General features: G+C 36.6%; 20 protein-coding genes. 11 read left to right on the top strand and 9 right to left on the bottom strand.

The features are described 5' to 3' along the window. Positions 1 to 7: 7 nt before the first annotated feature. Together C8D70_RS14320 and C8D70_RS14325 are read right to left on the bottom strand one after the other, a co-directional pair. Complete coding sequence (locus C8D70_RS14320; RefSeq protein ID WP_110367745.1) at positions 8 to 2,104, bottom strand: M13 family metallopeptidase; 2,097 nt, start codon at positions 2,102 to 2,104, stop codon at positions 8 to 10. A 196-nt stretch (positions 2,105 to 2,300) separates the two neighbouring features. Then, on the bottom strand, positions 2,301 to 3,194 hold the full coding sequence (locus C8D70_RS14325) for an AraC family transcriptional regulator (RefSeq protein ID WP_110367746.1): 894 nt from the start codon (positions 3,192 to 3,194) through the stop codon (positions 2,301 to 2,303). Positions 3,195 to 3,377: 183 nt separating this feature from the next. On the opposite strand from C8D70_RS14325, the gene C8D70_RS14330 reads away from it, so the two are divergent. Then, positions 3,378 to 4,580, top strand: a complete 1,203-nt coding sequence (locus tag C8D70_RS14330; RefSeq protein WP_076596829.1) for an MFS transporter — start codon at positions 3,378 to 3,380, stop codon at positions 4,578 to 4,580. A gap of 67 nt (positions 4,581 to 4,647) precedes the next feature. Here C8D70_RS14330 and C8D70_RS14335 read toward each other — a convergent pair whose 3' ends face one another. Continuing rightward, positions 4,648 to 5,028, bottom strand: coding sequence for an STAS/SEC14 domain-containing protein (locus C8D70_RS14335; protein WP_076596792.1), 381 nt, complete (start codon positions 5,026 to 5,028; stop codon positions 4,648 to 4,650). Between the two features lie 113 nt (positions 5,029 to 5,141). Here C8D70_RS14335 and C8D70_RS14340 point away from each other — a divergent pair, with 113 nt between their 5' ends. Further along, positions 5,142 to 6,347: an NAD(P)/FAD-dependent oxidoreductase gene (locus C8D70_RS14340; RefSeq protein ID WP_110367747.1), complete on the top strand. Its 1,206-nt coding sequence runs from the start codon at positions 5,142 to 5,144 to the stop codon at positions 6,345 to 6,347. A 279-nt stretch (positions 6,348 to 6,626) separates the two neighbouring features. Here the strand turns inward: C8D70_RS14340 and C8D70_RS14345 are convergent, their stop codons facing one another. Together C8D70_RS14345 and C8D70_RS14350 are read right to left on the bottom strand one after the other, a co-directional pair. Then, a complete protein-coding gene (locus tag C8D70_RS14345) occupies positions 6,627 to 7,817 on the bottom strand; it encodes a VWA domain-containing protein (protein ID WP_110367748.1) in 1,191 nt (396 codons plus the stop codon). Between the two features lie 197 nt (positions 7,818 to 8,014). Next, the gene (locus C8D70_RS14350) at positions 8,015 to 8,689 is read right to left on the bottom strand and encodes an SIMPL domain-containing protein (RefSeq protein ID WP_076596795.1); all 675 of its coding nucleotides are present in this window, start codon (positions 8,687 to 8,689) and stop codon (positions 8,015 to 8,017) included. A 138-nt stretch (positions 8,690 to 8,827) separates the two neighbouring features. Between C8D70_RS14350 and C8D70_RS14355 the strand changes: the two genes are divergently transcribed. The 3 genes from C8D70_RS14355 (at position 8,828) to C8D70_RS14365 (ending at position 12,059) form a co-directional block, all read left to right on the top strand. Then, positions 8,828 to 10,621 (top strand): histidine kinase, encoded by a 1,794-nt coding sequence (locus tag C8D70_RS14355; protein WP_110367749.1) that lies wholly within the window; start codon positions 8,828 to 8,830, stop codon positions 10,619 to 10,621. 85 nt (positions 10,622 to 10,706) lie between these two features. Further along, positions 10,707 to 11,441: a LytR/AlgR family response regulator transcription factor gene (locus C8D70_RS14360; RefSeq protein ID WP_110367750.1), complete on the top strand. Its 735-nt coding sequence runs from the start codon at positions 10,707 to 10,709 to the stop codon at positions 11,439 to 11,441. A 75-nt stretch (positions 11,442 to 11,516) separates the two neighbouring features. Beyond that, complete coding sequence (locus C8D70_RS14365) at positions 11,517 to 12,059, top strand: lipocalin family protein (RefSeq protein ID WP_110367751.1); 543 nt, start codon at positions 11,517 to 11,519, stop codon at positions 12,057 to 12,059. 65 nt (positions 12,060 to 12,124) lie between these two features. Here the strand turns inward: C8D70_RS14365 and C8D70_RS14370 are convergent, their stop codons facing one another. Further along, positions 12,125 to 12,598: a hypothetical protein gene (locus tag C8D70_RS14370; protein ID WP_110367752.1), complete on the bottom strand. Its 474-nt coding sequence runs from the start codon at positions 12,596 to 12,598 to the stop codon at positions 12,125 to 12,127. 114 nt (positions 12,599 to 12,712) lie between these two features. Between C8D70_RS14370 and C8D70_RS14375 the strand changes: the two genes are divergently transcribed. From C8D70_RS14375 to C8D70_RS14385, 3 genes are all read left to right on the top strand, one after another. Further along, a complete protein-coding gene (locus tag C8D70_RS14375; protein ID WP_110367753.1) occupies positions 12,713 to 13,963 on the top strand; it encodes a CinA family nicotinamide mononucleotide deamidase-related protein in 1,251 nt (416 codons plus the stop codon). Positions 13,964 to 14,051: 88 nt separating this feature from the next. After that, a complete protein-coding gene (locus C8D70_RS14380; RefSeq protein WP_110367754.1) occupies positions 14,052 to 17,450 on the top strand; it encodes a polysaccharide deacetylase family protein in 3,399 nt (1,132 codons plus the stop codon). A gap of 205 nt (positions 17,451 to 17,655) precedes the next feature. Next, on the top strand, positions 17,656 to 19,713 hold the full coding sequence (locus C8D70_RS14385) for a M13 family metallopeptidase (RefSeq protein ID WP_076596802.1): 2,058 nt from the start codon (positions 17,656 to 17,658) through the stop codon (positions 19,711 to 19,713). A gap of 234 nt (positions 19,714 to 19,947) precedes the next feature. Here C8D70_RS14385 and lipA read toward each other — a convergent pair whose 3' ends face one another. Next, entirely contained in the window at positions 19,948 to 20,814 is an 867-nt protein-coding gene (gene lipA, locus C8D70_RS14390; RefSeq protein WP_076596790.1) for a lipoyl synthase, read from the bottom strand. 269 nt (positions 20,815 to 21,083) lie between these two features. Further along, positions 21,084 to 21,644 carry an RNA polymerase sigma factor gene (locus C8D70_RS14395; protein ID WP_076596789.1) on the bottom strand — a complete coding sequence of 187 codons (561 nt, stop codon included), beginning with the start codon at positions 21,642 to 21,644 and terminating at the stop codon, positions 21,084 to 21,086. A gap of 198 nt (positions 21,645 to 21,842) precedes the next feature. On the opposite strand from C8D70_RS14395, the gene tyrS reads away from it, so the two are divergent. Beyond that, a complete protein-coding gene (tyrS, locus tag C8D70_RS14400; protein ID WP_076596788.1) occupies positions 21,843 to 23,138 on the top strand; it encodes a tyrosine--tRNA ligase in 1,296 nt (431 codons plus the stop codon). A gap of 77 nt (positions 23,139 to 23,215) precedes the next feature. Here tyrS and C8D70_RS14405 read toward each other — a convergent pair whose 3' ends face one another. Further along, positions 23,216 to 23,647 (bottom strand): hypothetical protein, encoded by a 432-nt coding sequence (locus tag C8D70_RS14405; RefSeq protein ID WP_228402587.1) that lies wholly within the window; start codon positions 23,645 to 23,647, stop codon positions 23,216 to 23,218. A 245-nt stretch (positions 23,648 to 23,892) separates the two neighbouring features. Here C8D70_RS14405 and C8D70_RS14410 point away from each other — a divergent pair, with 245 nt between their 5' ends. Then, positions 23,893 to 24,531, top strand: a complete 639-nt coding sequence (locus C8D70_RS14410) for an alpha/beta hydrolase (RefSeq protein ID WP_110367755.1) — start codon at positions 23,893 to 23,895, stop codon at positions 24,529 to 24,531. Positions 24,532 to 24,649: 118 nt separating this feature from the next. Then, entirely contained in the window at positions 24,650 to 25,969 is a 1,320-nt protein-coding gene (locus C8D70_RS14415; protein ID WP_076596785.1) for a PDZ domain-containing protein, read from the top strand. Positions 25,970 to 25,973: the final 4 nt, after the last annotated feature.

The following is a 25,973-nucleotide window of genomic DNA, read 5'->3' on the forward strand; positions in this document are numbered from 1 at the left end:
GGTAAAATTACCAGATTTTTATTCTGTCCTGAGGAGCTTTATACATTTTGTCTCCCGGTTTGATATCAAATGCTTTGATGAATGAGTCCTGATTTACCAATGGCCCAAAAGCTCTGAACATTCCCGGAGAATGCGGATCGGTCTTCACCTGATTAATCATATACTGATCGGTAGCTTTAGTTCTCCAGACCGTAGCCCAGCTCATAAAGAATCTCTGATCCTGAGTGAATCCGCTGATCTTACCTGGGTTTCCTTTATCTTTTAAATACATCTGAAGGGCATCATAAGCCACCGCTACTCCACCTAAGTCACCAATGTTTTCACCGCTTGTGAATTTACCGTTTACGAAGCTTCCTTTTACAGGTTCGTAAGCACTGTACTGAGCGGCTAACTGACCTACTTTTGCATCGAAGTTTTTACGGTCTGCATCCGTCCACCAGTTATTCAGGTTACCATCTCCATCGAAACGCGAACCGCTGTCGTCAAATCCGTGAGAAATTTCGTGACCGATAACGGCTCCGATTCCTCCGAAGTTCACCGCGGCATCAGCTTTAGGATTGTAGAAAGGCGGCTGAAGAATAGCTGCAGGGAATACAATTTCGTTGTTTGATCCGCTGTAGTATGCATTTACCGTTTGCGGAGACATTCCCCATTCTGTTTTGTCAACAGGTTTTCCAACTTTATCCAAACTTCTCTGATACTGCCATGCTGCAACATTCTGAAGGTTAGAATAAAGGGTAGCCCCTTCTTTTGGAGATTCTACTTTCAATTGGGTATAATCTTTCCATTTATCAGGGTAAGCAATTTTCACCGTAAACTTGGATAGTTTTTCCTGAGCTTTTACTTTCGTTTCAGGAGACATCCAGTCAATATTGGCGATATGTGTTTTGAATGATTTTAAAAGGTAATCAATATACGTTTCCATCTGCTTTTTAGCTTCAGGAGTGAAATATTTGTCTACATACAGTTTTCCGAAAGCTTCTCCAAGAACACCATTGACAAGGGAAAGCCCTCTTTTGTTCATTGGACGCTGTTCTTTCTGACCCTGTAAATATTTAGCATAGAAATCGAATCTGATCTGCTCTAAACTGTCATCAAGATTGCTTGCATTTCCGTTGATGATGTGATATTTCAGATAGTCTTTCAGCAGAGGAAGGTTTTTCTGCGTAATGAACTGATCCATATTCTGGTAATATTTCAGTTCTCCGATAATTACCCTGTCTGTATTTACTCCTGCATCTTTCAGGTATTTGGCAAGGTCAACGTTTTTTACAAGCCCTGACAATTCTGATACATTTTTAGGATTGTATCTTAAATTGGCATCTCTGTTCTGCTCAAGAGTCAATAAATAATTGGCGAGCTGTTTTTCAAAGTCTACCACATTCTGTGCAGCCTGAGGAGAATTTTTATATCCTAAAACCCCGAATAGCTTTCCAACGTAGGTTTGATATTCTGCTAATGTTTTAGTATTGGCATCGTTTACTTTTTGATAGTAATCTCTTCCTAATCCCAGATCCGGACCGCCAAGATATACCGCATTCATGTTGGAATTTTTCATATCAGCACCTACTCTCCATCCATAGAAAGAGTTGTCTCCTAATTTTGTAGCATCCAAAAGGTATTTCTGAAGATCACCAAGACTTTTAATAGCATCTACTTTGGCAAGATCAGCTTTGATAGGTGCCAGACCTTCTGCATTTCTCTTATTGGTATCCATAAAAGAAGCATACAGATTCTGGATTTTCTGTCCTTCTGACCCAGCAGGATATGATTCGGTAAGAATTTTGTTTAAGATATCTAATGAAGCATCATCTACATTTTCTCTCAACGCATTGAAAGAACCCCAGCTGGCTTTATCGGAAGGAATCTGAGTATTTTTCACCCAGTTTCCGTTCACATAGCTAAAAAAGTCATCCTGCGGGCGGACACTGGTATCCATATACGATAAATTAATTCCCTCTTCTTTTGCTTCTTCTTTTACCGGTTCAGCTACTTTTGCTGCAGCTTCAGTTTTATTCTCAGTTCCTGCAGTCTTTGCTGCGCCACACGAGTTAAGAAATACAATACCTGAAAGGGCAAGTATCCCAATATTTAGCTTTTTCATTAAAGATAATTTTTGATTTTACACAAACTTATCAAATATACAAACTTTAATGATATGTAATGAATGATATTTATATATGGGTAAAAAATTGAACATTTGGATTAAAAGTTTAAAGTTCATAGTTTAATGTTTGACGGGGTGGTTCATACAACACTCACAAAAGCATCCACAGCAGCGGACTTTAGTTAAAAATTACTTAACAAGTCGTATCCTTCTTAATCACTCCAATTCTTCCATTGATTTCAATAGGTCTGAAATGTTTTTTCTTAAATTCCGAAGGCGTTTCTCCTGTATGCTGCTTGAATAATTTATTAAAATAAGAAAGGCTTTCAAAGCCCACCTGAAAACAAACTTCCGTCACAGACTGATCTTTCAGCAGGAATATTTTAGCCTGATTGATTCTGTAATTGTTGACAAAATCTGTAAAGGTCATATTTGTCTGCTTTTTGAAATACCGGCAGAAAGCAGGAGTGCTCAGGCTCACTACCTTGGCCACTTCATTCACATTAGGCTTTCGGTCGTAATTTTCATGAATGTAATCATAGATAGTTCCCATTCTGATTTTATCATTCAGAAACCATTTGATTCTTGTATCTTCTTTATTGAGTTCCTTTACTTCAGTAGAATCGGCGAGGATTTGCAGAATTTCAATTAACCCAACTAAAGATTCAAAAGAGTTTTTATCTTTAATAATCTGCAGTTTTTCAACAACTGTATTTTTCGTTTCTCCGGAAAATGATAGTCCGAGGTATGACCGTTCTAAAAGGTTTTTAATATTTTCAAATTCAGGAACAGGAAGAATAATATCCTGAAGGAAGCTTTCTCTCATCTGCAATACAAGCTGTTTACATTCGGTCTGAATACCGTAATCAAAATTAAGATGAGGTACATTGGAACCAATCAGTAAAAGATCACTGTCTGTAAAGCCTGAAATATTTTTTCCAACGTGACGGATTCCATTCATAGCTTCTACATATACCAGTTCAATTTCCGGATGATAATGCCAGAAAAAACAGTTTTTCAGAGAAGGAGCAAACAGCTTGAATGATTTTCCTTTTTCAAACTCAATAATTTCTTTCTGGATTTTCATTTTGTTCTGATTTGATTGTTTCTGAATTTAAATTTAAATAAAAAGGTTAATATGGAGCAAATTTTTATCATTCAAAGAGGTGTGAAATTCAAACTTTCTGTCGATTTTTGCACTTTCAAAATAAAGATACTCAGTGAGTCATTTAATTTGAAAAGAATTAATTCAGAAAAAGATTTAGATACAATGAAGATTGATAAAAGAATAATACCACTGGCCATAGGTGGTTTAGGGATAGGAACTACAGAATTTACGGTCATGGGACTTTTGCCGGATATTGCCAAAACATTGCAGATCACCATTCCGCAAGCCGGACATCTGATTTCTGCGTATGCTATGGGTGTGGTTATCGGAGCTCCGATTCTGATTGGGTATTCTGTGAAATTTCCACCCAAAAAAGTTCTGATGGCTTTCATGATCCTTTTTACATTATTTAATGGTCTTTCGGCTGTTGCTCCTGGATACAACAGTATGTTGGTTATCCGTTTTATGTCCGGACTTCCTCATGGAGCATTCTTCGGAGTAGGAACAGTGGTGGCTTCAAGAATGGCAGGAAAAGGAAAAGAAGCCTTTTATATATCCATGATGTTTACAGGTCTTACGGTCGCCAATCTGGCAATGGTACCTCTGGTCACCTATATAGGGCACACTTTCCACTGGAGACTGTACTTTGCTATTGTAGCAGTTATTGGACTTTTTGCTATCTTATTTTTAAAACTCTGGCTTCCCGCAATGGAATCCAACCAGAATACTCATTTCATGGAAGAGTTGAAATTCCTTAAAAATAAACAGTCTTGGCTGGTATTGGCCATTACAGCGATAGGATTTGGAGGATTGTTCACATGGTTAAGCTATATCACCCCTTTAATGACCATTGTTGCCGGAATCAAAAGCAGCCAGATGGCTTATGTAATGGTTCTTGCCGGAGCAGGAATGGTAGTAGGAAATCTGGTTGGAGGCATTGTTTCAGATAAATTGGGTCCGGAAAAAACCTGTTCTCTTTTGATCTTCCTGATGATGATTTCTCTTGGTGGTGTTTTCTTTCTTGCGGAATATAAAAATATTGCTCTGGTATTGACATTTATGTGTGGTGCTTTGTCCATGTCTATTGCATCGCCTATCAATATTATGATGATGAAAGCGGCCCCGAAAAGTGAAATGATGGCTGCCGCTTTTATGCAGGCTGGTTTTAATATTGCCAATGCAATGGGTGCTTTTCTTGGTGGTATTCCTTTGGAATATGGCTATTCATTCAATTATCCGTCATTGGTAGGAGTGGGAATGACATTGATTGGAGTAGTTATAAGTATAAGGTATATGTATCTGTACGGCTCAAAAACTCAAAATGAAGAAGAAGTGGCTGCGGAATGTGTATCATGTGATAAATAAAGAGTTATAGTTAAAAATGTAATCGCCTGTTTCTCACTGAAACAGGCGATTTTTTATAAGATAAGTTTTATGCCTCTACTTCATCTCCGTTTTTACACCAATACAGGGCATTATATAAATTTTCTTTAGGAAAGGATTTAAATTCTCCCGGCATCAGGACACTGAAAATACTGGTGAAATTCTGTATTCCTGCTTTGTCTGTTACAATGGCTGCACGATTCCAATGGGCAAGGTTCTTGAACCCTAACAGCAAATCTTCAAGCCATGCTCCTACGGTAAAATTATCCAGATCGGTATCCAAATACAATAAATAGTTGAGTTCACCGAATTGCTCTACCTTCTCTTTCACACGCGGAATTACCAGTCTTTCAAAATCCTCTTTCGTTACTTCTCCCGTTGCATTAAATGCTGCAACATTCTCCGGAGCTTCTGGAATAATTGTTATCATAATAAATATTTTTTGGTGGTTTAGTTTAAAAAATAACAATAATTACACCATTATTTGATGTATAATTGTTAAAAAAGGTATAAATATTGATATTTTAAATGTAAAATATCAATATGGATTTAAAATCAAATGAACCTTTCTGGCTTTTAAAAAACGGATTATTAGCATCTTACCCTTCATTAAAATCAAACGAAGAATGTGATGTTCTCATCGTGGGCGGAGGTATTACGGGAAGTCTGATTGCCCATCAGATGATAGAAGACGGATATAGTACGATTCTTATTGATAAGAGAGAACTTTGTAACGGAAGTACTTCTGCTACAACTTCAATGCTCCAGTACGAAATAGATGTTCCACTCTATGAACTGATAGAAAAAATAGGAGAAAAGGGCGCGATCTTAAGTTATAAAGCTTGTAGTGATGCTATTGATAGGATAGAAAAGCTTTCAAAACTCACCAAGTCAAATGCAGGTTTCAAAAGAAAAAAATCACTGTATTTTGCTTCAAAAAAGAAAGACCTCCAATGGCTGAAGAAAGAATACCAGGCGCGGAAACAAAACGGATTTGAAGTACAATGGCTGGAAGCAGAACAGATTTTAGAACAATTTGAATATGACAATACCTATGGCGGAATTTTATCAAAACAAGGAGCAAGTATTGATGCTTTTCAGTTTGCTCATGAGTTATGTATACATAATGTAAAGAAAGGGCTTAAGATATTTGATAAGACTGAAATGGTAAAAGTAAAAGAACACAAAGGGTTTAATCTGGTTACCGTTGACAGTGGATTTGAGATCAAAGCAAAAAAAATCATTTACTGTATTGGTTACGAAAGTAAAAACCTGTTAAAAGAAAATTTTGTTAACCTGAAAAGTACCTATGCGGTAGTTTCCGAAATAGATAAAGACAAGTTTAAAAACATAAGCAGCACTTTAGTATGGAATACCGACGACCCGTATCTCTATATGAGAACTACTGATGACGGAAGGCTTCTGATTGGAGGAGGAGACGAAGATTTTTATGACTCAGAAAAGCGTGACGCCATACTCCATAAAAAAGAAAAAGAGATTCTGAAAAATCTAAAGAAAATAAAGCCGGATTACCACTTTTATCCTGATTTTGTATGGGCTGGTACTTTTGGTGAAACTAAAGATGGTTTACCTTACATCAGCGAACATGAGAAATTTAAGAACTCCTATTTTGTGCTAGGTTTCGGTGGAAATGGAATTACTTTTTCGGTAACGGGAATGAAAATGGCTTCTTTGTTTATGAAAGGTAAAAAGCATCCGTTATCAAGGTATTTTAAGTTTGGAAGGTGATGCTTTATTTTACCACAATTTTTTAATAAGAATAAAGGTTATTTAGATTCCTACGGAATGACAAACTGCCTGGATAAATCGTTATTCCAATTGTGTCATTCCATAGAAATTCTGCTTAAATCATTTGAAAAAATGTAGTAAAAAGATACTTTGACAAATAGCCCGATAGAAAGACCTTAATTCCCCTCCTCCGGAGGGGTGTCGAAAATTCAAAGAATTTTTGACGGGTGGTTTTATTCATTATCCAGCATCAAAAAAGCGGGTTTTAACCCGCTTACACTACAAACTATACCCATTCTTCTTAGCCAGTTCAAGAATAGAACTCTCAATGGCTTTTCCCAAATCGTCAGAATCATCAGTACCCCGTTTTTTCATTTCGGAGTCAATGTACATCTGACGTTTTCTGGAAAGTTCCTCAATTTCCTTTTGAATTTTGTCCCGAGCTGCTGATTTTATAGCAATTGTCTTTTGAATTTCTTCCTTGCTTTTTCCTTTCAATTCTGCAGGAAGTTCACTTTCTTTTACATTGGCGATAAATCCTGCATCTTTTTCAGCTTTATCCACAAGATCCCAGTGATCATTTTTATAAGCATTCTTTTTAGATTTGGCAACCGCTCTTTCCACTAAGTTGGATGCCGATTGGGCTTCTGCATTTTTATCCTGTGTGATCTGCTTAAGCCTGTATTCTGAGCCATGATTTCCGTAATAGATATACGTATCATTCAACTTTGCATTGCATTCAGAAATTCTGATGTCATAAGGTGTTTCAATATAGAGTACTTTTCTGTCGCTATCAATATTGAAATACTTTCCACCTCCTAATAAAGCTCCGTTTTGCCAGAAAGTCTGGATTCCTTCTTCCCGGCTTCCACAGAAAATGGTATTGGTGTAAATATTTTTACCTTTTGATTTTGAAACAACCTCTTTATAATTTATTTTTCCCTGATCAAATGATTCGTTACCAGCAATATAAATCAGTTTCATGCTTTTTTCATTGCTGTCCCAGTTCAGATTGGCTGAAGCGTCACGAATCACAGCGCCACAGTATTCACTGCCGCCATTGGTTCTTAATGCAAATAATTTTTCAGAAACCAGATCAAGATCCTGAGTGAGAGGAGTAACCTGACGGATGTAATTTTCATCACGGATTCCGTCATTACCGTATTCATACAGTGCAATTTCTATCTCGGGAGCTTTTCCGTTGTATCTAAGAGTAGTCAGCGTATTTACGATATTCCATAATCTGGATTTTGCCTGATCAATCAGTCCGTCCATACTATTGGAAGTATCCAGAAGAAGAGCAACCTGAATTTTGTTTTCTTTTGTGATGGAGTTTACGGGAATCAGTACGTTATTTTGAACCTGAAAATTATGATTTTCATTACTTTTTGCATAACGGTTATCAGGAAGATTTCCGGAGCTTAATAAAGCCGTACCTGCTGCAAGTGCTAAGATTTTTAAAGTTGTCATATTGTTATTTTTTTATAAGTTATAATTAGGAAATAGCGTTTCGTCGTTTATTATTTTGAATTTCTAAAGTAAAATTATCCCTATTTAAGATTTGGAATTACGAGACTTGGTGAATGAGTAGTTTGACTTGGTGAACCTGGCAACAAGCAAAAAATAAAGACAGCTCAGGAGGAACTGTCTTTTCAAATCTGTTATTTTTAAAGGATCTCGTATTTTGTTTTAATGCTGTATTTCAGCTTGATGTTTTCAATATTATCAAATGAAAAATCTATCGGAGAATCCGCCATTTCCAACTGAATATTGCTTGCTCTTCCTTTGTAAGCTACTGGCATAATCATATCGCTGGTGTAATCTTCTATTTCTACAATTTCAAGAGCGTTTCCTGTTTTTTTACCCATGCTTTCCAATAAGTAGTCAGCTTTTTCTTTGGCTGCCTTTAGAGCATTGATCTTAACGGCTTTTCTGAAATCCGCAATTTTGGTATTCTTTACCTCTGCAATGTTCAGGCTGCTTACCCACTTTTGGTTCAGATCTTCAAAGATCTTGCTAAGGCTTGATTTTGTGCCGGCTTTGAACTGATAATTTTTGGAAAACCTGGCTGTTTTAGAATAGATATTCTGGTACATGGCTTTGAACTTGATATCCTCGTTCTTTACTCCTGCGTTTTTTAAAATATCAAATAGCTTCTTTTCATTATCTGCCAGATCGTTTTTATTATCAGCTTTGATCCCTATGCTGAAGATAATTTCATCCGGTTCTACTTCCATTTCGGCAACGCCTGTTACTTCAATGACGTTTTTCTTTACTTCCTGAGCATTTACAAAGCTTCCAAGGGTTAAAATTCCGATTAATAAAAAATGTTTCAATTTCATAATTTCCTGTTTTTAAATTTTTAATTCTGATGTAAAATTACTCAGATCAGAAACCTGAATCCGGGAGACTTGGTGAAATGGAGCTTTCACTTGGTGAATAATTTTTGAGTGCACTATATATATGTATATCTTTGTTTTATGAAAATGCTTACACTTTTTACTTTCTTTTTACTGATGCTTTGGGGAAATACAATATCTTCCCAAACCACCAATAACAGTAGTACCGCTGTAGAAGAGGTGCAGGTAGAAACGAAGAAGCTGAAAAAAGCAATGGACAGTAAAAACGAACCTGCCCAGGCAGATTCTTATTATAATATCGGGGAAACATTTTTCAATGGCGGAAACTTTCCGAAAAGTGAAGAGTATTATACAAAAGCCAAAAAACTGTATGAAAAACTCAATGACAAACCCAATATTGAAAAAGCTACCCGGAGATTAGCCCAGTCACAGGAAAAACAGAATAAAATAACGCCTGCCATCAGCAATTACAGCATGGCTGCACAGATGAGTTACAGCGAAAAAAGTAAAGCTGTCAATTCTAATGATGTGGCAAGGCTTTCTTCTCCTACACCGGAGCTTAAAGCAGAGGCTATTCAGAATAATATCAATCTTACTAAAAAAGAAAATGAGCAAGGCGATCTTGCAGAAAGCTACAGTCAGCTGGCAGATGTTAATCTCAGACAGAAAGACGTATCCAGTGCTGAAGAAAACCTGAATACAGCCTATCAAATTTCTAAAAAAGAAGCTCCTCAACAGGCGTTGGCAATCAATCAGAAACTGGCCGATCTTTATGTAGAAAGCAAAAACTTTGAGAAAGCTATTGAAGCTAAAAAGAAAGTTCTGAAGGAGGATTTCGTGAAAGAGAACTCACAGGAAAAAGTCAATCAGATTCAGGAGCTGGCAGATATCTATATTAAGAAAAATGATCCGAAGGAAGCCGTAGATCTTTTGAAAAATGCCTACGGAATTGCTTTAGACAAAGGTCATACGCTGGAAGCACAGAGAAGTGTGAAAAAACTGGACAGCCTTTATGCCATTTCAGGAAATTTAGATGCTTCAGTTCAGTTATACAGAGACTTTTTGGGAAAACTTCCGAATCTCGTTTCCAAAGACAGAAGCCTTGTTGATAATAAGATTCTCGAAGATACAGAACAGCGAATCTCACAACTGGAAAAAGAAAAAGAGCTGAAAGATGAGCTTATCAGAAAGAAAAATGTTTTTAATTACGGACTGATCGGAGTTTTGATTTTACTGACAGGATTAATCATTTTTATTTTCATAACCCTGAAAAAAGTTCAGACGAAAAATAAGAAAATAGCGCTTCAGTCGCTGCGTCGTGAAATGAATCCTCATTTTATTTTCAACAGTTTAAATAGCGTTAACCATTTTATAGCCACCAATAATGAACTGGAAGCGAATCAGTATCTTACAAAATTTTCCAAACTGATGCGCGGTGTAATGGAAAACTCTACTGAAGATTTTATTCCTTTTCAGCAGGAGCTGGATCTTCTTCAAAATTATCTTGCTCTGGAAAAAACACGTTTTGCAGATAAATTCGATTATGAAATTGAAGTAGATAAAAGTCTGAATATGCAAAACCTGCAGGTTCCGGGAATGCTGATACAGCCGTTTCTTGAAAATGCCGTATGGCATGGGCTTCGTTACAGAACCGAAAAAGGATTCTTAAAATTAAGTTTTGATAAAAGCGAATCCCATCTTAAAATTCTTATTGAAGACAACGGAATAGGAATTGAGGAAAGTAAAAAGCAGAAAACCCAGCACCAAAAGACCAGAGAGGGAAGAGGAATGAAAAATACACTGGAAAGAATCCAGCTGCTGAATGATCTGTACAAAAAAGACATCACCTGCTCGGTAAAGGATAAGGAAAACAACAATGGTGTTTTGGTAACCATCCGAATGAATCTTGCCTAACCGGAATTAAGGCGGATTGTACGATTGGTTAAATATCACTAATTTGCATCTGCAACCTATTAGCAGCCACCTAAAATCTGTTCAAATGAAAATAAAAGCAGTCATTGTAGATGATGAACTCATAGCAAGGGAAGTTTTACGAAGCTATCTTACCAAATACTGTCCGCAGGTAGAAATTTTGGGTGAAGCTGAAAATATCAAAGAAGCTGTTCCGTTAATTGCTGAAAAACAGCCACAGCTGGTCTTTCTGGATGTAGAAATGCCTTTTGGAAATGCCTTTGATGTTCTGGAAGCCACCAGAGATTTCTCCTACGAAACCATTTTCATTACCGCATTTTCACAATATTCTTTACAGGCTTTAAATAAATCGGCAAGCTATTATATTTTAAAACCCATTGATATTCAGGAACTTATTCTGGCCGTCAATAAAGTGGCGGAGAGCCTTGAGAAAAAAGATGAGCTCAACCGGAATAAGATTCTTCTTGAAAACCTGAAATTAAAACCTGAAAAGCAGCAGTTGATTTTACCAACTTTACAAGGATTTGATGTTGTAAAGACCGAAGATATTGTCAGGCTTCAGGCGGATGGAAATTTTACTCAGGTATATCTTACAGACGGCTCGAAGAAGATGGTATGCCGTTTTCTGAAACACTTTGATGACCTTTTGGAAAATCCGTTTGTAAGGGTTCACCGTTCTCATATTATCAATACAGGTTTCGTAAAATCCTATCATAAAAGCGGAACGGTTATGTTGTCTGATGATACGGAAATTGAGGTTTCAGGAAGCTTTAAAGATAATTTCCTAAAGGTATTTTCATAGAATTTATTGTACCTTTAACAGACTTAAGGCATTATTTTTGACGTTTTTATAACAACCACACAAAATATTTCTGTCATGAAAACTATTCATAAAATTATACTTCCCGTTTCATTAGGAGCATTGGGGCTTATCGTTTTCAATTCCTATTCTGTAAGAATTCCAAGAAGAGCAGCTGCAGTAAAGAATTTTGATCTTAAAAAATACCTTGGCAGATGGTATGAAATAGCACGTTTTGATTACAGGTTCGAAAAAAATATGGATAATGTTACCGCAGAGTACACGGAGAATCCGGATGGAACAGTACAGGTAAAAAATAAAGGTTACGATTATAGTAAAAAAGTATGGAATGAATCCATCGGAGAAGCAAAATTTGTAAAAGACCCGACAGAAGCCCGCCTCAAAGTTTCATTTTTTAAACCGATATGGGCTGGTTATAATGTGATAGATATTGATGAAGACTATCAGTATGCGCTGGTAGCAGGAAGCAGCTTAAAATATTTATGGATACTTTCCCGTACCACCAGCATTCCGGAAAGTATCCGCCAGCGTTTCATTCAGAAAGCAAAAAAAATCGGCTATAATACCGATGAACTGATCTGGGTGAAGCATAACCAATAAAAAAACGAAGAAAACAGATGAGGTTCATCAACTAATTTGCTCTCTGTTTTCTTCATTCTAAGTTTTTAGCTGTTTATATATTCCTTCCATTCCTCAAAACGATGATCAATAACCTGTTTCATCAGATCATAGTTTTCGTAGGTATCCTCTATGTGATAGAATGTTTCGTATTCGTAGTCGCTTTCTTCTGCTTTGGTATCAAAAATATTCACATAATCATCAGCGAATGAACTGTATCTGTTTCCAAAATCGGTATCATCAGCATAATAATCTTTTGCAAAAAGATTCCCCAGTTCATTCAGATCATATTCGGAAAATTTTCCATCGCAGGAATCCATAACAAATTCTGCACCGGTAATTTCTCTTCGTTTTACTTTTTCTATTTCCTCTTTTGCATCTTCTTTCAGCTCATCAGAAATAAGATTGTTATGAATACACCAGTTCAGAAACATTCCTGTATGTGTTGCCCCGTTTTTCTGAGGAAGTCCTTCCGGAAAATCACCGCCATAATGCCATGAAGCATCATCATATTTAGACATAATTTGTATTGTAGTTTTTGATAATTCTGGCAAAAATAGAAAAAATCAATTTATATTGCCGCTGCCACAGAATTTTCCGTCATTTGCATAGAATTTTTTTCAACAAAAAAACATATGGAAAAAGCTGTTCTGATTACTATCGGGGATGAAATTCTTTCCGGAAATACGGTAGATACCAATTCTAATTTTATTGCAACTGAACTTAAAAATATTGGAATAAAAGTTATTCAGATTCTTACGATCTCAGATGAAATTGAAACCATTAAAAATGCATTGAATGTTGCTTTTGAAGCAGGTGATTTAGTCATTACAACGGGTGGACTTGGCCCAACCAGAGATGATAAAACCAAAAAAGCCCTCGCAGAATATTTCAACGATCAAATAGCTCTGGATGAGGTAACCTTCAACCACCTGAAAGGTTATATGGAAAGACGAGGAAGAGCAGATATTCTCGAAAGAAACAGAGAACAGGCTTTTGTTCCTACCAAATCCATTGTTTTTCAAAACCATTACGGAACTGCTCCATGCATGATGATGGAAAAGGACGGAAAATTGTGCTACAGCCTTCCGGGTGTTCCTTACGAGGTGAAACCACTTATTAAAGATCAGATTATCCCTTATTTACAGCAAAGATTCAGCCTTCGCTATATCTATACCAGAATTGTTTCTGTGGTAGGGATTCCTGAAAGTATTCTTGCAGACAAAATTGAAGACTGGGAACTGGCACTTCCGGAAAATATTGCACTATCTTATCTTCCGGTAGGAACACGTGTAAAACTTCGTCTGACAGCTTCCGGAGAAAATGAAGAAGATCTGAAACAGAGAACGGAAGAAGAAATCCAGAAATTGCTTCCTCTGATAGAAGGTCATGTGATTGCAGTATATGAAGATAAAATTGAAAATATTCTGGCAGAAATGCTTACCGAAAGAAAGCTGACGATTTCAACCGCAGAAAGTTGTACCGGAGGTGAACTGGCAAAAATGATCACTTCAGTTTCCGGAAGTTCAAAATATTTTCTGGGCGGAATGGTAGCGTATGCCACAGAGAAAAAGATTAAAATTCTGAATGTTTCCAGAGAAACCGTTGATGAATTCACTGTGGTGAGCGAACAGGTGGCGCAGGAAATGGCCAGAGGCTGCCAGGAATTGTTTGAAACTCATATTTCCCTTTCTACAACAGGTGTTGCAGGACCGGGAAAAGGAGAAGACGGTAAAGATGTGGGAACGGTTTACTATACGATCAGAATCAATGATCAGGAAGTAACCTCAAAATTGTACATGCCTCATCTGGAAAGAGCAGACTTTATGCATTTTGTATCTCAAAAGGTGATTCAGGATTTGGTAAGTCTTCTTGTAAACAGTTAGATAGACTATATCTTTTTAATTTTTTTTTAATTAATTTTTATGCAGTTTTTCACGCTTTTTGAAAGCCCTACAATAAATTTCAAAAATCGTGGAAAATTCCAAACAGATTTTTCAGACCAGCAGCAAAAAACGATGGAAAAGTGTACAGTGGGGAAGCCGTGTTTTTATCTTTATAGGAATACTGCTTCTTCTTGCTTTAGGTCTGATGATGACTCTGGACAGAAGTCCTAAAATTCCTTTTAAAGAAGATTATAAAGCGGTAATTACAGCCAACAAACCTTATCTTCAGGAGAATAAAATTTCCAAAGAATATAAAGGTTTCAGAAGTTTTATTTCTGAAAAAACAATTCATACCAGTCTCGACAAAATTGAGAAGGCAAGAGCCGAAAGATACAAGAATCAGAACCGAAACTGGACCCAGTTTCCGGGAGGAATCCGTTCTGCATTTTATGTGGCCTGGGACCCTCAGTCGCTGATGTCTCTGAAAAGAAATATCAGACACGTGAATCTTGTTTTCCCTGAATGGTTTTTCCTTGATCCCAAAACAGGTGACCTTAAAACCAATGTGGATCCGGAAGGCTACAAAGTGATCAAAAGAACGGGTGTTGCTGCTATGCCAATGCTAAGTAACAACTCAGACAGAGAATTCCGTTCAGAAGGATTGGTGAAAGTTCTTAATGATCCTCAGAAAAGAACCCATCTGATTCAAAAAATTACTCAGCAATGTCAAAAATATCATTTCAAAGGAATTAATATTGACTTTGAAGATATGAACCTGAATTCTGATGACAATCTGATTGCCTTTATGAAAGAGCTATCAGAAACCTTCAAAAAGAATCAGCTGCTGGTGACCATGGATATCATGACGGATAATGACGATTACAATATCCCAAGATTGAATCCTTATGTAGATTACTTTGTGCTGATGGCTTATGATGAATATTCAGCAGGAAGTGATGCAGGTCCGGTTTCTTCTCAAAAATGGATTGAAGAACAGACTGGAAAAATTGTAAAACAAACCTCTCCTCAAAAGATTGTTTTAGGGTTGGGAGCATACGGTTACGACTGGAGTTCCAATAAGGATGATAATACTTCTGTTACTTATATGCAGGCAATTACCAAAGCCAGTGCCAGTAAAGCAGTTATTGATTTTAATGACAATACTTTTAATTTAAATTATTCTTATACCGATTCTAAAAATTTAACCCATACCGTATTTTTTAATGACGCCGCTTCTATTTTCAACACAATGCGTTTCTCTTCAGAATATCCTCTGGCCGGAACAGCACTTTGGAGGTTGGGAAGTGAAGACAGCAGAGTCTGGAATTTCTATGATAAAGACCTCACCTTTACCGGGCTTTCCAGACTGAATTTAAAAACACTGGAAAATGTAAAAGGGCAGACCATGGTGGATTATATCGGAGACGGAGAAGTATTAGATGTTCTGAATACGCCTCATGACGGAAAAATTGCACTGGAAATTGATCCTAAAGAGAAAATTATCACAGACGAGAATTATATTACCTATCCAAGTTCTTATGAAGTAAAAAAATATGGAAGCGCTCCTCAGAAAGAGCTTGTCCTCACTTTTGATGACGGTCCGGATGAAACCTATACGCCGCAGGTTTTGGATGTATTGTCCAAATATCATGTTCCGGCAGCCTTCTTTCTGGTAGGATTGAATGCAGAAAAAAACCTTCCGCTTGTGAAAAGGATTTACCGCGAAGGACATGAGATAGGCAATCACACATTTACCCACGAGAATGTAGCAAAAGTAAGCCCGGAAAGGGCTTTGCTGGAAATGAAACTGACAAGACTGCTGATTGAATGTATCACAGGCCATAGTACAATTCTCTTCAGAGCGCCATATAATGCAGACTCTGAGCCTACCACTTCGGAAGAGATTATTCCGGTAGCTTTGGCCAGACAGCAAAACTATCTTGATATCGGGGAAAATATAGACCCTGAAGACTGGCAGCCAGGGATAAAAGCAGATGAAATTGTAAAACGTGTAATGGCTGGAATCAAGCAGCAGAGAGGAAATATCATTCTTCTTCACGATGCAGGAGGAGATACCAGAGAAGAAACGGTAAAAGCTTTAAAGATTCTGATTCCGACACTTCAGAAACAAGGCTATCATTTTACCAATCTAACGAATATTCTGCACAAAAGCAGAAACGAACTGATGCCTGAAGTTCCTAAGACAAAGTCTTATTACATTATGCAGCTGAACCTTGTTTTGGCTACCGTTATCTATGGAGTAAGTCATTTTCTCGTGGCATTATTTACTATTTTCATTGTATTAGGATTAATCAGATTATTGCTGATGGCATACTGGGCTTTTAAAGAAAGAAGCAAAGAAAAAAAACTGGGTGAGTTTCCAGTTCTGAAATCTTATCCGAAGGTTTCCATCATAGTTCCTGCTTATAATGAAGAAGTGAATATTGTGTCTTCCCTGCAGAATTTGCTGAAACAGACTTACCCCAATTTTAATATTATTATGGTAGATGACGGAAGTAAGGATTCTACTTATGAAAAAGCAAAAACTGCATTTCCTGAACATCCGAAACTGAAAATCTTTACCAAAGGAAACGGTGGAAAAGCCACAGCTCTGAATTTCGGAATATCACAAACCGATGCCGAATATGTAGTATGTATTGATGCCGATACGAAACTGCAACAGGATGCTGTGAAATATCTTATTGCAAGATTTTTAAATTCAAGTGCGGAAGAAAAAATAGCGGCTGTAGCAGGAAATGTGAAAGTAGGAAACAGAGTCAACTGGCTTACCAGATGGCAGGCTATAGAATATACAACAAGTCAGAATTTTGACAGGCTGGCATATGCTCACATCAATGCGATTACCGTTATTCCGGGAGCTATCGGAGCATTTAAAAGATCCGTGATCATTGAAGCAGGAGGCTATTCATCCGATACTCTGGCAGAAGATTGTGATATTACGGTGAAAATATTAAAAGCCGGATATACTGTAGCGAACGAAAACAGAGCAATAGCAGTAACGGAAGCTCCCGAAACCACAAAACAGTTTTTAAAACAACGTTTCCGCTGGACTTATGGAATTATGCAGATGTTCTGGAAACAGAGACAGACTTTCCTTAACCCTAAATATAAAGGATTGGGACTTTGGGCAATGCCGAATATTTTATTATTCCAATATATTATACCATTTTTCTCACCATTGGCAGACTTGATAATGTTCTTTGGAATTCTTTCCGGAAACGGAGACAAAATATTCACCTATTATCTGATCTTCCTTTTGGTGGATGCTTCACTAGCTTTAATTGCATTCATCGTGCAGCGTGAAAAGCTGATTAATCTGCTGTATATTATTCCACAGAGATTCGGGTATAGATGGCTGATGTATATTGTATTGTTTAAAAGTTTAAGAAAAGCACTGAAAGGCGAAATGCAGTCCTGGGGATTTCTGAAAAGAACCGGAAATGTAAAAGAGATAGCAACTTCATGATAACTAATAAAGGCTGGAAGCAGGAAGAATGAGGCTGGATGTTATTATTCAGGAAGCTGAAGTTTGTGTTATGACTTTCATAACTTCCAGCTTCCTGCTCCCAACTTCCCATTTAGGATGCTTTCATGTTATTTGTTTAAATTTTTTTCGTTGAAAAGTAACAAATCCGAAATAAATTATACCTATTCTAAAAATTGTTATCATAATGAAAAAAATAACGCTTTCTTTGTTTTTAATAGCAGGGATCTGTACTCAGACTACGATGAGCGCACAAGCTAAAGCTGCTAAAGTAGCAGTGAATAACACAGATAAAGGCTTAGACCTTAGCTTGATGGACACTTCGGTGCGTCCTCAGGATGATTTTTACAACTACGTAAGTGGAACCTGGATGAAAACAGCCAAAATTCCATCTGACAAACCAACATGGGGAAGCTTCAACAAACTGGCTGAGGATACGGATAACAATTCCATGACCATCCTGAACTCTCTTCTGAAAGATAAATTTGCTGACGGAAGTGAAGGAAAGAAAATTCAGGATCTGTATGCCACTTATATGAATATGCAAAAGAGAAATGCAGACGGCATTAAACCTATCCAGGAAAACCTGAACAAGATTGATGCTATTAAAAACATGGCCGATCTTCAGAACTACCTTACTTCTGTAACCAAAGAAGGGGAAAACGTTTTCTACGGATGGGGAGTGGATGCAGACCTTAAAGATTCTAAAATGAATGCCGTTTATCTAGGAAACGCTTCATTAGGTTTAGGAAGAGATTACTATCAGAAAGTAAACGAGAAAAATACAGAAGCAATTGCTGAATATCAGAAATATGTAGCTTCAATGCTAAAAGAATTAGGATACAAAAATGCTGATGAAGCAGCAAAAGGTATTGTTAATTATGAAAAAAGCATCGCAAATACTTACCTGACAAACGAGCAGAGCCGTGATAACACCCTTCAGTACAATCCTAAAACGATGGCTGAACTTTCTGCTTTAGTAAAAAATGTTGACCTTCCAGGTTACCTTAAAAAAGTAGGCGTAAATTCTGACAAAGTAATTATCAGTGAATTAGGATTCTATAAGAACTTTGATAAATTGGTAAACGCTCAGAATCTTCCTGTAATCAAGGATTATCTGAAATTTCACATGATCCACGGAAGTGCTTCTTACTTAAGCGAAAACTTAGGAAACATGAAGTTTGCTTTCTATGGTAAATATCTGAGAGGACAGCAGGAACAAAGAGCTCTTAACAAGAGAGGATTTGAATTGATCAACGGTACTTTGGGAGAAGCTTTCGGAAAACTATATGTTGAGAAATATTTCCCTGCTGAAGCAAAAGCTCAGATGGTGGAATTGATTGACTATTTAAAGAAAAGTTTCGCTGTTCACATCAACAACTTAGCGTGGATGTCTTCTACCACTAAGGAAAAAGCAATGCAGAAACTGAACAAGTTTACTGTAAAAGTAGCTTATCCGGACAAATGGAAAGATTATTCAAAATTAAATATCGTTTCTGAAGCTAAAGGAGGAAATCTATATCAGAACCTTCAGAACATCGGTGAATGGCAGTATAACAAAGATTTGGCTAAAATTGGGAAGCCGGTAGATAAAACAGAATGGGGAATGACGCCACAAACTGTAAATGCATATTACAATCCGGTAAACAATGAGATTGTATTCCCTGCAGCCATCCTTCAGCCGCCATTCTTTAATCCTAAAGCTGATGCTGCGGTAAACTTCGGAGGAATCGGAGCCGTTATCGGTCACGAAATGAGCCACGGATTTGATGATTCAGGTGCACAGTTCGATGCAGACGGTAACTTAGTAGACTGGTGGACTCCGGAAGATAAAGCAAACTTCGAAAAAGCAACAAAAGCTCTTGCTTCTCAATATGACAAATACGAGCCTGTAAAAGGAACTTTTGTAAACGGTACTTTCACAAACGGTGAAAATATCGCTGACTTAGGTGGTGTAAATATCGCTTATGATGCTCTTCAAATGTATTTAAAAGACAAAGGAAACCCAGGGAAGATCAGTGGATTCACTCAGGATCAGAGATTCTTCCTAAGCTGGGCAACGGTTTGGAGAACATTATCAAGTGAGAAATATATGGTGAATCAGGTGAAAACTGACCCGCACTCTCCAGGATATTTCAGAAGCTTCGGTCCGCTTATCAACGTTGATGCCTTCTATAAAGCATTCGATGTGAAAAAAGGAGACAAATTATACAAAGCTCCGGAAGAAAGAATCAAAATCTGGTAACAACAACAACCGCTCAGCAATGGGCGGTTTTTTTTAGGTGGCAGGAGGAAGATATTAGGTAACAGGTGATGAGATTTAGGGATTAGGAGATCGGAAGACTTTATTGTAAAGATTGCCACATTCATTAGCTAATCCGTAACACCTGATACCTGCAACCTATCACCAATAATCTGCTACCTGATCCCTGCTACCTAAAAAAACAAAAAAACCGTTCATTGCTGAACGGTCTGTAATTTAATGAATATGTTTTTCTGCGTGGTAAGAACTTCTTACAAGAGGAGAACTTTCAACGTGTCTGAAACCTAAGCTTCTTGCAAAATCCCCGAACTCATCAAATTCTTCAGGCGTGATAAATTTCTTTACCGGAAGATGTTTTTTAGTTGGCTGCAGATATTGTCCAAGAGTGATTACGTCTACGTTGGCGTTTCTGATATCTTCGATCGTCTGGAAAACCTCATCTTTAGTTTCCCCTAATCCAAGCATAACCCCTGTTTTTGTTCTTCTTTGGCCGGCCTCTTTCAGATATCTTAATACTTCAAGGCTTCTTTCATATTTTGCCTGGATTCTCACTTCTCTGGTCAGACGTTTTACCGTTTCCATGTTGTGAGAGATCACTTCAGGAGCTACATCTACCAATCTGTCCAGGTGTTTTGTAATTCCCTGGAAATCCGGAATAAGTGTTTCCATTGTAGTTCCCGGAGAAATTCTTCTTACAGCATTCACTGTTTCTCCCCAAAGAATAGATCCCATATCTTTCAGATCATCGCGGTCTACAGAAGTAAGAACAGCATGTTTGATCTTCATTAATTTGATGGATCTTGCTACTTTTTCAGGCTCATCCCAGTTTACATCCAGCGGTTTTCCTGTTTTTACGCCACAGAATCCACAGCTTCTTGTACAGATATTTCCTAAAATCATGAAAGTAGCTGTACCTTCGCCCCAACATTCTCCCATGTTCGGGCAGCTTCCGCTTTGGCAAATGGTATTTAATTTATATTTATCAACCAAAGTTCTCAGCTCTCTGTAATTCTTTCCGGTAGGAAGTTTTACGCGGATCCATTTTGGTTTTTGAACGGTAGTGTCTTGAACTGAATTTTCCATTTCTAAAATTGAAGTTCAAAGTTAAGGATTTTTTAATGGAAACCATCAACCGGATCTATTGATGAAATTGATCATTCAAATTTCATTTGTATATTTATCTCTCCAAAATATTCTTATGAAAAAATATTCTTCCTTCTTTTTCTTCCTAAAACAAAAGAAGAGGTTTATTTCTAAATAAAAGTTGTGATATTTAAGTTTTGGCTAAATCCAATTTTGAATTTATATTTTTAGTAAACAGGCTTCTATTGAATAGATTGATTTTTCTGAGCTTAATGATCATCAAACTCATTATTTTTCAATAGCTCGGCTAAGACTTTTTTAGCACGCATTACCCTTACCTTAGTATTGGCAACTGAAATTCCCAGTTCTTCAGCAATTTCCTTGATGCTTTTTTCTTCAAAAAATCTCAGCTTGATAATGTCCTGGTAGTTCGCATCCAGAGATTCTATGGTTTTGATGATTTTCTTTTGTTCTTCTTCAGAAATGAGAAGTTCTTCCGGTGATTTGGCATATTGATTTTTTACCTCTTCAAGATTTTCAACGGCGTCTTCGTTATCCCGGTTCTTTTTTCTCCAAAAATCGATTACCGTATTCTGGGCAATAGTTAATATCCAGGTTTTAAACTGAAAATGGGGATCGAACATATCCAGTTTTGACAATACTTTTGAAAAAACGTTTACTGTAATTTCATCGGCATCATTTTCGTCTCTCACTTTCTTCATGACAAAAGAGAAAACGTCCACCCAAAAAACATTGATGAGCTTAGTCTGGGCCTTCTGGTCTTTATCTTTGGCCTTCTGTATGAGCAGGAATAGCTGTTCGTCGTTCATTAATAACAAATATAGATTATTTAGGGTGAAAAAACAAAGGGATAAAAAGGTTAAGCCATTCTATTATCAAAGTGGCCGACCAGAAAGTTTTGTGATATTCTTATTTTATATTCCTACCCTATTGCTCTTTTGCTTTTTTACCCTTAATACTTCTGAATTTACTATCTTTGCATCTTAAAATTTTAAAGTTAAAAATCAATGAATTCCTTTATAGAAGAACTGAAATGGCGTGGTCTGTTTGCCGATATGATGCCAGGAACCGATGAACAACTGAATAAAGAGGTAACTACTGCATATATTGGTTTTGATCCTACTGCCGATTCTTTACATATCGGAAGTCTTATCCAGATAAAAATTTTAGCGCACTTCCAGCTGCATGGCCACAAGCCGATTGCGTTGGTAGGAGGTGCAACAGGGATGATCGGTGACCCATCCGGAAAATCTGCTGAAAGAAATCTCCTGGATGAGGAAACTCTTTTACATTATGTAGACTGTCTAAAGAATCAGCTTTCAAAGTTCCTTAATTTTGAAGGAAACGAACCTAACAAAGCTGAGCTTGTGAACAACTACGACTGGATGAAAAATATTTCTTTCCTTGATTTTGCTAAAAATGTCGGAAAGAATATCACGGTCAACTATATGATGGCTAAAGATTCTGTGAAGAAAAGATTCTCAGGAGAATCCGGCGCAGACGGAATGAGTTTTACAGAATTCACTTACCAGCTCATCCAGGGATATGATTTCCTTCACTTATATCAAAACAATAATGTAAAGCTGCAGATGGGAGGTTCTGACCAGTGGGGAAATATCACTACAGGAACAGAATTGATCCGTAGAAAAGCTCAGGGTGAAGCATTTGCATTAACAGTTCCTTTGATTACCAAAGCCGATGGTTCCAAATTCGGGAAGTCTGAAAGCGGTGAAAATTACTGGCTGGATAAAAAGAAAACTTCTCCTTACAAATTCTACCAGTTCTGGCTGAATGCTACTGATGAAGATGCTGAAAGATTTATCAGGTTCTACACTTTCTTAGGAAAAGAAGAAATTGAAGGTTTAATTGAAGAGCATACAACAGCTCCACACGAAAGAAAGCTACAGAAGAAACTGGCTGAAGAAGTTACCGTTTGGGTACATGGAAGAGAAGAATATGAAAAGGCACTGAAAGCTTCTGAAATTCTTTTCGGACGTTCTACTGCTGAAGATCTTGTAAGCCTTGATGAGGAAACTTTCCTTGAAGTTTTTGATGGTGTTCCTCAAAAAGAAATGGCAAAAGCTGATGTTTTGGGAGTAAATATTATTGATCTTCTTTCTGAAAAATCAGGATTTTTGAAATCCAAGAGTGAAGCACAAAGAGAGATTAAAGGAAACTCAATCTCTGTCAACAAGCAAAAAGTAAATGATACTTTTACAGCTAATGAAACGGACCTTATCGATGGTAAATTCTTATTATTACAAAAAGGTAAGAAAAGCTATTTTATTGTAAAGGTAGACTAATCTTAAAACAACATATAAAAAGAATCCGTCTCACAAATTGGTTGTGAGACGGATTCTTTTTATAATGTTAAAGTAATTTAAGGCTCTAAGAAACTGTAATCAATAGAAGCAACCAATACACCTTTCCCTTTCTTCTTCACTGTTCTTGCTACCTCACCATCAATGTAAAGAGTGATTGTCAATTCAGAATTATCATCCGGCATTGAAGCGTTAGCATCAAGATTAAGCTGTGCCTGGCTGGAATTTACAAAGAACTCTCCACTTGTCCAGGGTGAAGTTACAGGAGACTGCGGAGTGTTAAATATATCTGTTTTAGTTGTACCTACCTGTGTTACAACACTTATAATGTTTCCTCCGGCAGTTGTCTTCACTTCGAACTGCACCACATGATCCTGAAATTCTTCATCATCATCTTTTTTACAAGAATTGACAACGGTGATTACAGAAAATAATAAAACGAATAAAAAAGAAAGTCTAAGTAAACTTTTTGAATTGTAAAATTGCTTCATTTCTCCAAATAGATTTTTTAATGTTTCAAATATAAGTTTTTTATTAATATAAAAATAACTTTTATGAAAAATTTCCAATAAAGATTTCCAAATAATATCAAATCAATAAAAATAAAAATTCTCCTGGAAATTCAAAAATATACTCTAAATAATTAATCATTACACATAAATCATCATGCAGCAGAAGTTCATTGTATGAATAACAAAAGTTAAGATTCTGTGGGTAAATTAATTATCTTTGCTGTATGAATTTAGATTATCTAGTAAGAGAGCCGAAAAATATAACTTCCCAAACTCCCATTCTTTTTATGCTTCATGGCTATGGCAGCAATGAGCAGGATCTTTTCAGTTTTAGAGAAACGCTACCCAATGACTGGATTATTGTAAGTTTCAGAGCTCCGCGTGATACTCAGTTTGAAGGATATTCATGGTATGATATCAATTTTAATGATCCTGAAAATTTCATTGATGTTCCCCAGGCGAATGAGTCTTTACATGCTGTTCTGGAAAGTATGCTGAAGATTATCAACCACTATGGACTTACGGAAAGCAAAGCTCATCTTTGCGGCTTCAGCCAGGGAGGAATATTATGTTATGCTTTGGCTTTAAAACATCCTGAGCTTTTCAATCGTGTTGCCTGTATGAGCAGTTATCCTGAAGAAAAAATCCTGAACGGTATTGTAAAAGATAAAAAGAAACTGGAAGGACTTCGTTTCTTCATTTCTCATGGTACGGATGATGCTGTAATCCCACTTGAATGGGGAAGAAAAGCAGCAGATCTACTTTATGATCTCAGCTGTTACTTTACATTCAGAGAGTATATGAGCGGACATGGTGTTAATCAGAAGAATTACATGGATTTGATGGACTTCTTTTCAAAGTAAAAAGACTTCTTTAAAATAAATTCAACAAAAAACACTACTTTATTGTAGTTTATATAAACATTTCAGGTTTTGGAATGTTTTTTTATTATGATATAGATAAATTCACTAAATTCAGTAAATGAAATTTAAATTGCTTTTACTGGGACTATTTCTAAGCATTTTTGTAAATGCCCAGAATACTTTTGAACTGATCAATACTAAAAAAGCAGTTATTCCTTTTAAGTTTATCAACAATCTTATCTTTATTCCTATTAATATTAATGGTGCAGAACTTACCTTTCTTCTGGATACGGGAGTTTCTGAAACCATTCTTTTTAGCCTGGAAAATAAAGAAGTGAAGCTAAGCAATGTTGAAAAAGTAAAATTTTCCGGACTTGGGGGAAGTTTAAGTATTGATGGGCTGAAGTCTGAACGTAATCTGGGCAGAATAGGTGATGGAATAATCAATACCACTATGTCTCTTTATATCATTATTGATGAAGAATTTAATATTTCGCCTCACGTAGGAATTCCCGTAAATGGAGTGATTGGCTATCATTTCTTCAAAAACCATCCTATTTATATCGACTATTCTTCCAAGAAAATAACGGTATTTGAAGATGCCTCTCTTTTAGAAAAGAAAATCAGAAAATTTGAAGAATTTCCCATTACTATTGAAAGAGATAAGCCCTATATGTATGCAGGGGTAGAAATGACGAATGAAAAGAAAGACTCAAAATTACTGATTGATCTTGGAAACAGTGATGCCATATGGCTCTTCCCCACACTTATTAAAAATTTTGTTTATAACAGACCTAATATTGATGATTTTCTTGGCCGCGGTTTCAATGGAGATATTTATGGTAAAAGAAGTCGTATCCATAATTTTTACCTCGGAAATTTTAAGTTTGAAAAGCCTCTTACTTCTATGCCTGATGAATTCTCTATACAACACGTCAATTTAGTAGAAAACAGGAAAGGATCTGTAGGCAATGAAATTATGCGCAGATTTACAGTAATTTTTGATTATCCCAATAAAAAGTTATATTTGAAAAGAAACAGATACTTTAAGGATCCTTTTCATTTTAATATGAGCGGATTGGACTTCAAGCAGGACGGGCTGGAATGGCAGCAAGACAGAATAAATATTGAAACTCAAAAATCAGCTAAAGTAGTTAATGAAGTTTATAAAGAAGCTTTTCGTTATAAATTCAGTCTGAAGCCTATATTCTCTATTGCAGGAGTAAGAAAAGACTCTCCTGCATATGAAGCAGGCCTGAAAAAGGAAGACAGAATTCTAAGTATTAATGGAGACCCTACTTCTGAGATGACACTGGAGAAAATTGTAGAGCTTATGAAATCTAATGAAGGCCGAAATATTACTATGGTTATTCAAAGGAAAAATGAAAAACTCATATTAAGTTTCACCCTTCAAGACCCTATTCCTTATCAAGAATAAAAAT

Source organism: Chryseobacterium sp. CBTAP 102 (genome assembly GCF_003201365.1).
Taxonomy (GTDB): Bacteria; Bacteroidota; Bacteroidia; order Flavobacteriales; family Weeksellaceae; genus Chryseobacterium; species Chryseobacterium candidae.

Coding starts and splice junctions, on each gene's coding strand:
- C8D70_RS14330 (WP_076596829.1), top strand. CDS start 3,378: ATGAAGATTGATAAAAGAATAATACCACTGGCCATAGGTGGTTTAGGG.
- C8D70_RS14395 (WP_076596789.1), bottom strand. CDS start 21,644: ATGAACGACGAACAGCTATTCCTGCTCATACAGAAGGCCAAAGATAAA.
- C8D70_RS14415 (WP_076596785.1), top strand. CDS start 24,650: ATGAAATTTAAATTGCTTTTACTGGGACTATTTCTAAGCATTTTTGTA.
- lipA (WP_076596790.1), bottom strand. CDS start 20,814: ATGGAAAATTCAGTTCAAGACACTACCGTTCAAAAACCAAAATGGATC.
- C8D70_RS14360 (WP_110367750.1), top strand. CDS start 10,707: ATGAAAATAAAAGCAGTCATTGTAGATGATGAACTCATAGCAAGGGAA.
- C8D70_RS14340 (WP_110367747.1), top strand. CDS start 5,142: ATGGATTTAAAATCAAATGAACCTTTCTGGCTTTTAAAAAACGGATTA.
- C8D70_RS14370 (WP_110367752.1), bottom strand. CDS start 12,598: ATGTCTAAATATGATGATGCTTCATGGCATTATGGCGGTGATTTTCCG.
- C8D70_RS14335 (WP_076596792.1), bottom strand. CDS start 5,028: ATGATAACAATTATTCCAGAAGCTCCGGAGAATGTTGCAGCATTTAAT.
- C8D70_RS14350 (WP_076596795.1), bottom strand. CDS start 8,689: ATGAAATTGAAACATTTTTTATTAATCGGAATTTTAACCCTTGGAAGC.
- C8D70_RS14385 (WP_076596802.1), top strand. CDS start 17,656: ATGAAAAAAATAACGCTTTCTTTGTTTTTAATAGCAGGGATCTGTACT.
- C8D70_RS14355 (WP_110367749.1), top strand. CDS start 8,828: ATGAAAATGCTTACACTTTTTACTTTCTTTTTACTGATGCTTTGGGGA.
- C8D70_RS14345 (WP_110367748.1), bottom strand. CDS start 7,817: ATGACAACTTTAAAAATCTTAGCACTTGCAGCAGGTACGGCTTTATTA.
- C8D70_RS14410 (WP_110367755.1), top strand. CDS start 23,893: ATGAATTTAGATTATCTAGTAAGAGAGCCGAAAAATATAACTTCCCAA.
- C8D70_RS14320 (WP_110367745.1), bottom strand. CDS start 2,104: ATGAAAAAGCTAAATATTGGGATACTTGCCCTTTCAGGTATTGTATTT.
- C8D70_RS14375 (WP_110367753.1), top strand. CDS start 12,713: ATGGAAAAAGCTGTTCTGATTACTATCGGGGATGAAATTCTTTCCGGA.
- C8D70_RS14325 (WP_110367746.1), bottom strand. CDS start 3,194: ATGAAAATCCAGAAAGAAATTATTGAGTTTGAAAAAGGAAAATCATTC.
- C8D70_RS14405 (WP_228402587.1), bottom strand. CDS start 23,647: ATGAAGCAATTTTACAATTCAAAAAGTTTACTTAGACTTTCTTTTTTA.
- C8D70_RS14365 (WP_110367751.1), top strand. CDS start 11,517: ATGAAAACTATTCATAAAATTATACTTCCCGTTTCATTAGGAGCATTG.
- tyrS (WP_076596788.1), top strand. CDS start 21,843: ATGAATTCCTTTATAGAAGAACTGAAATGGCGTGGTCTGTTTGCCGAT.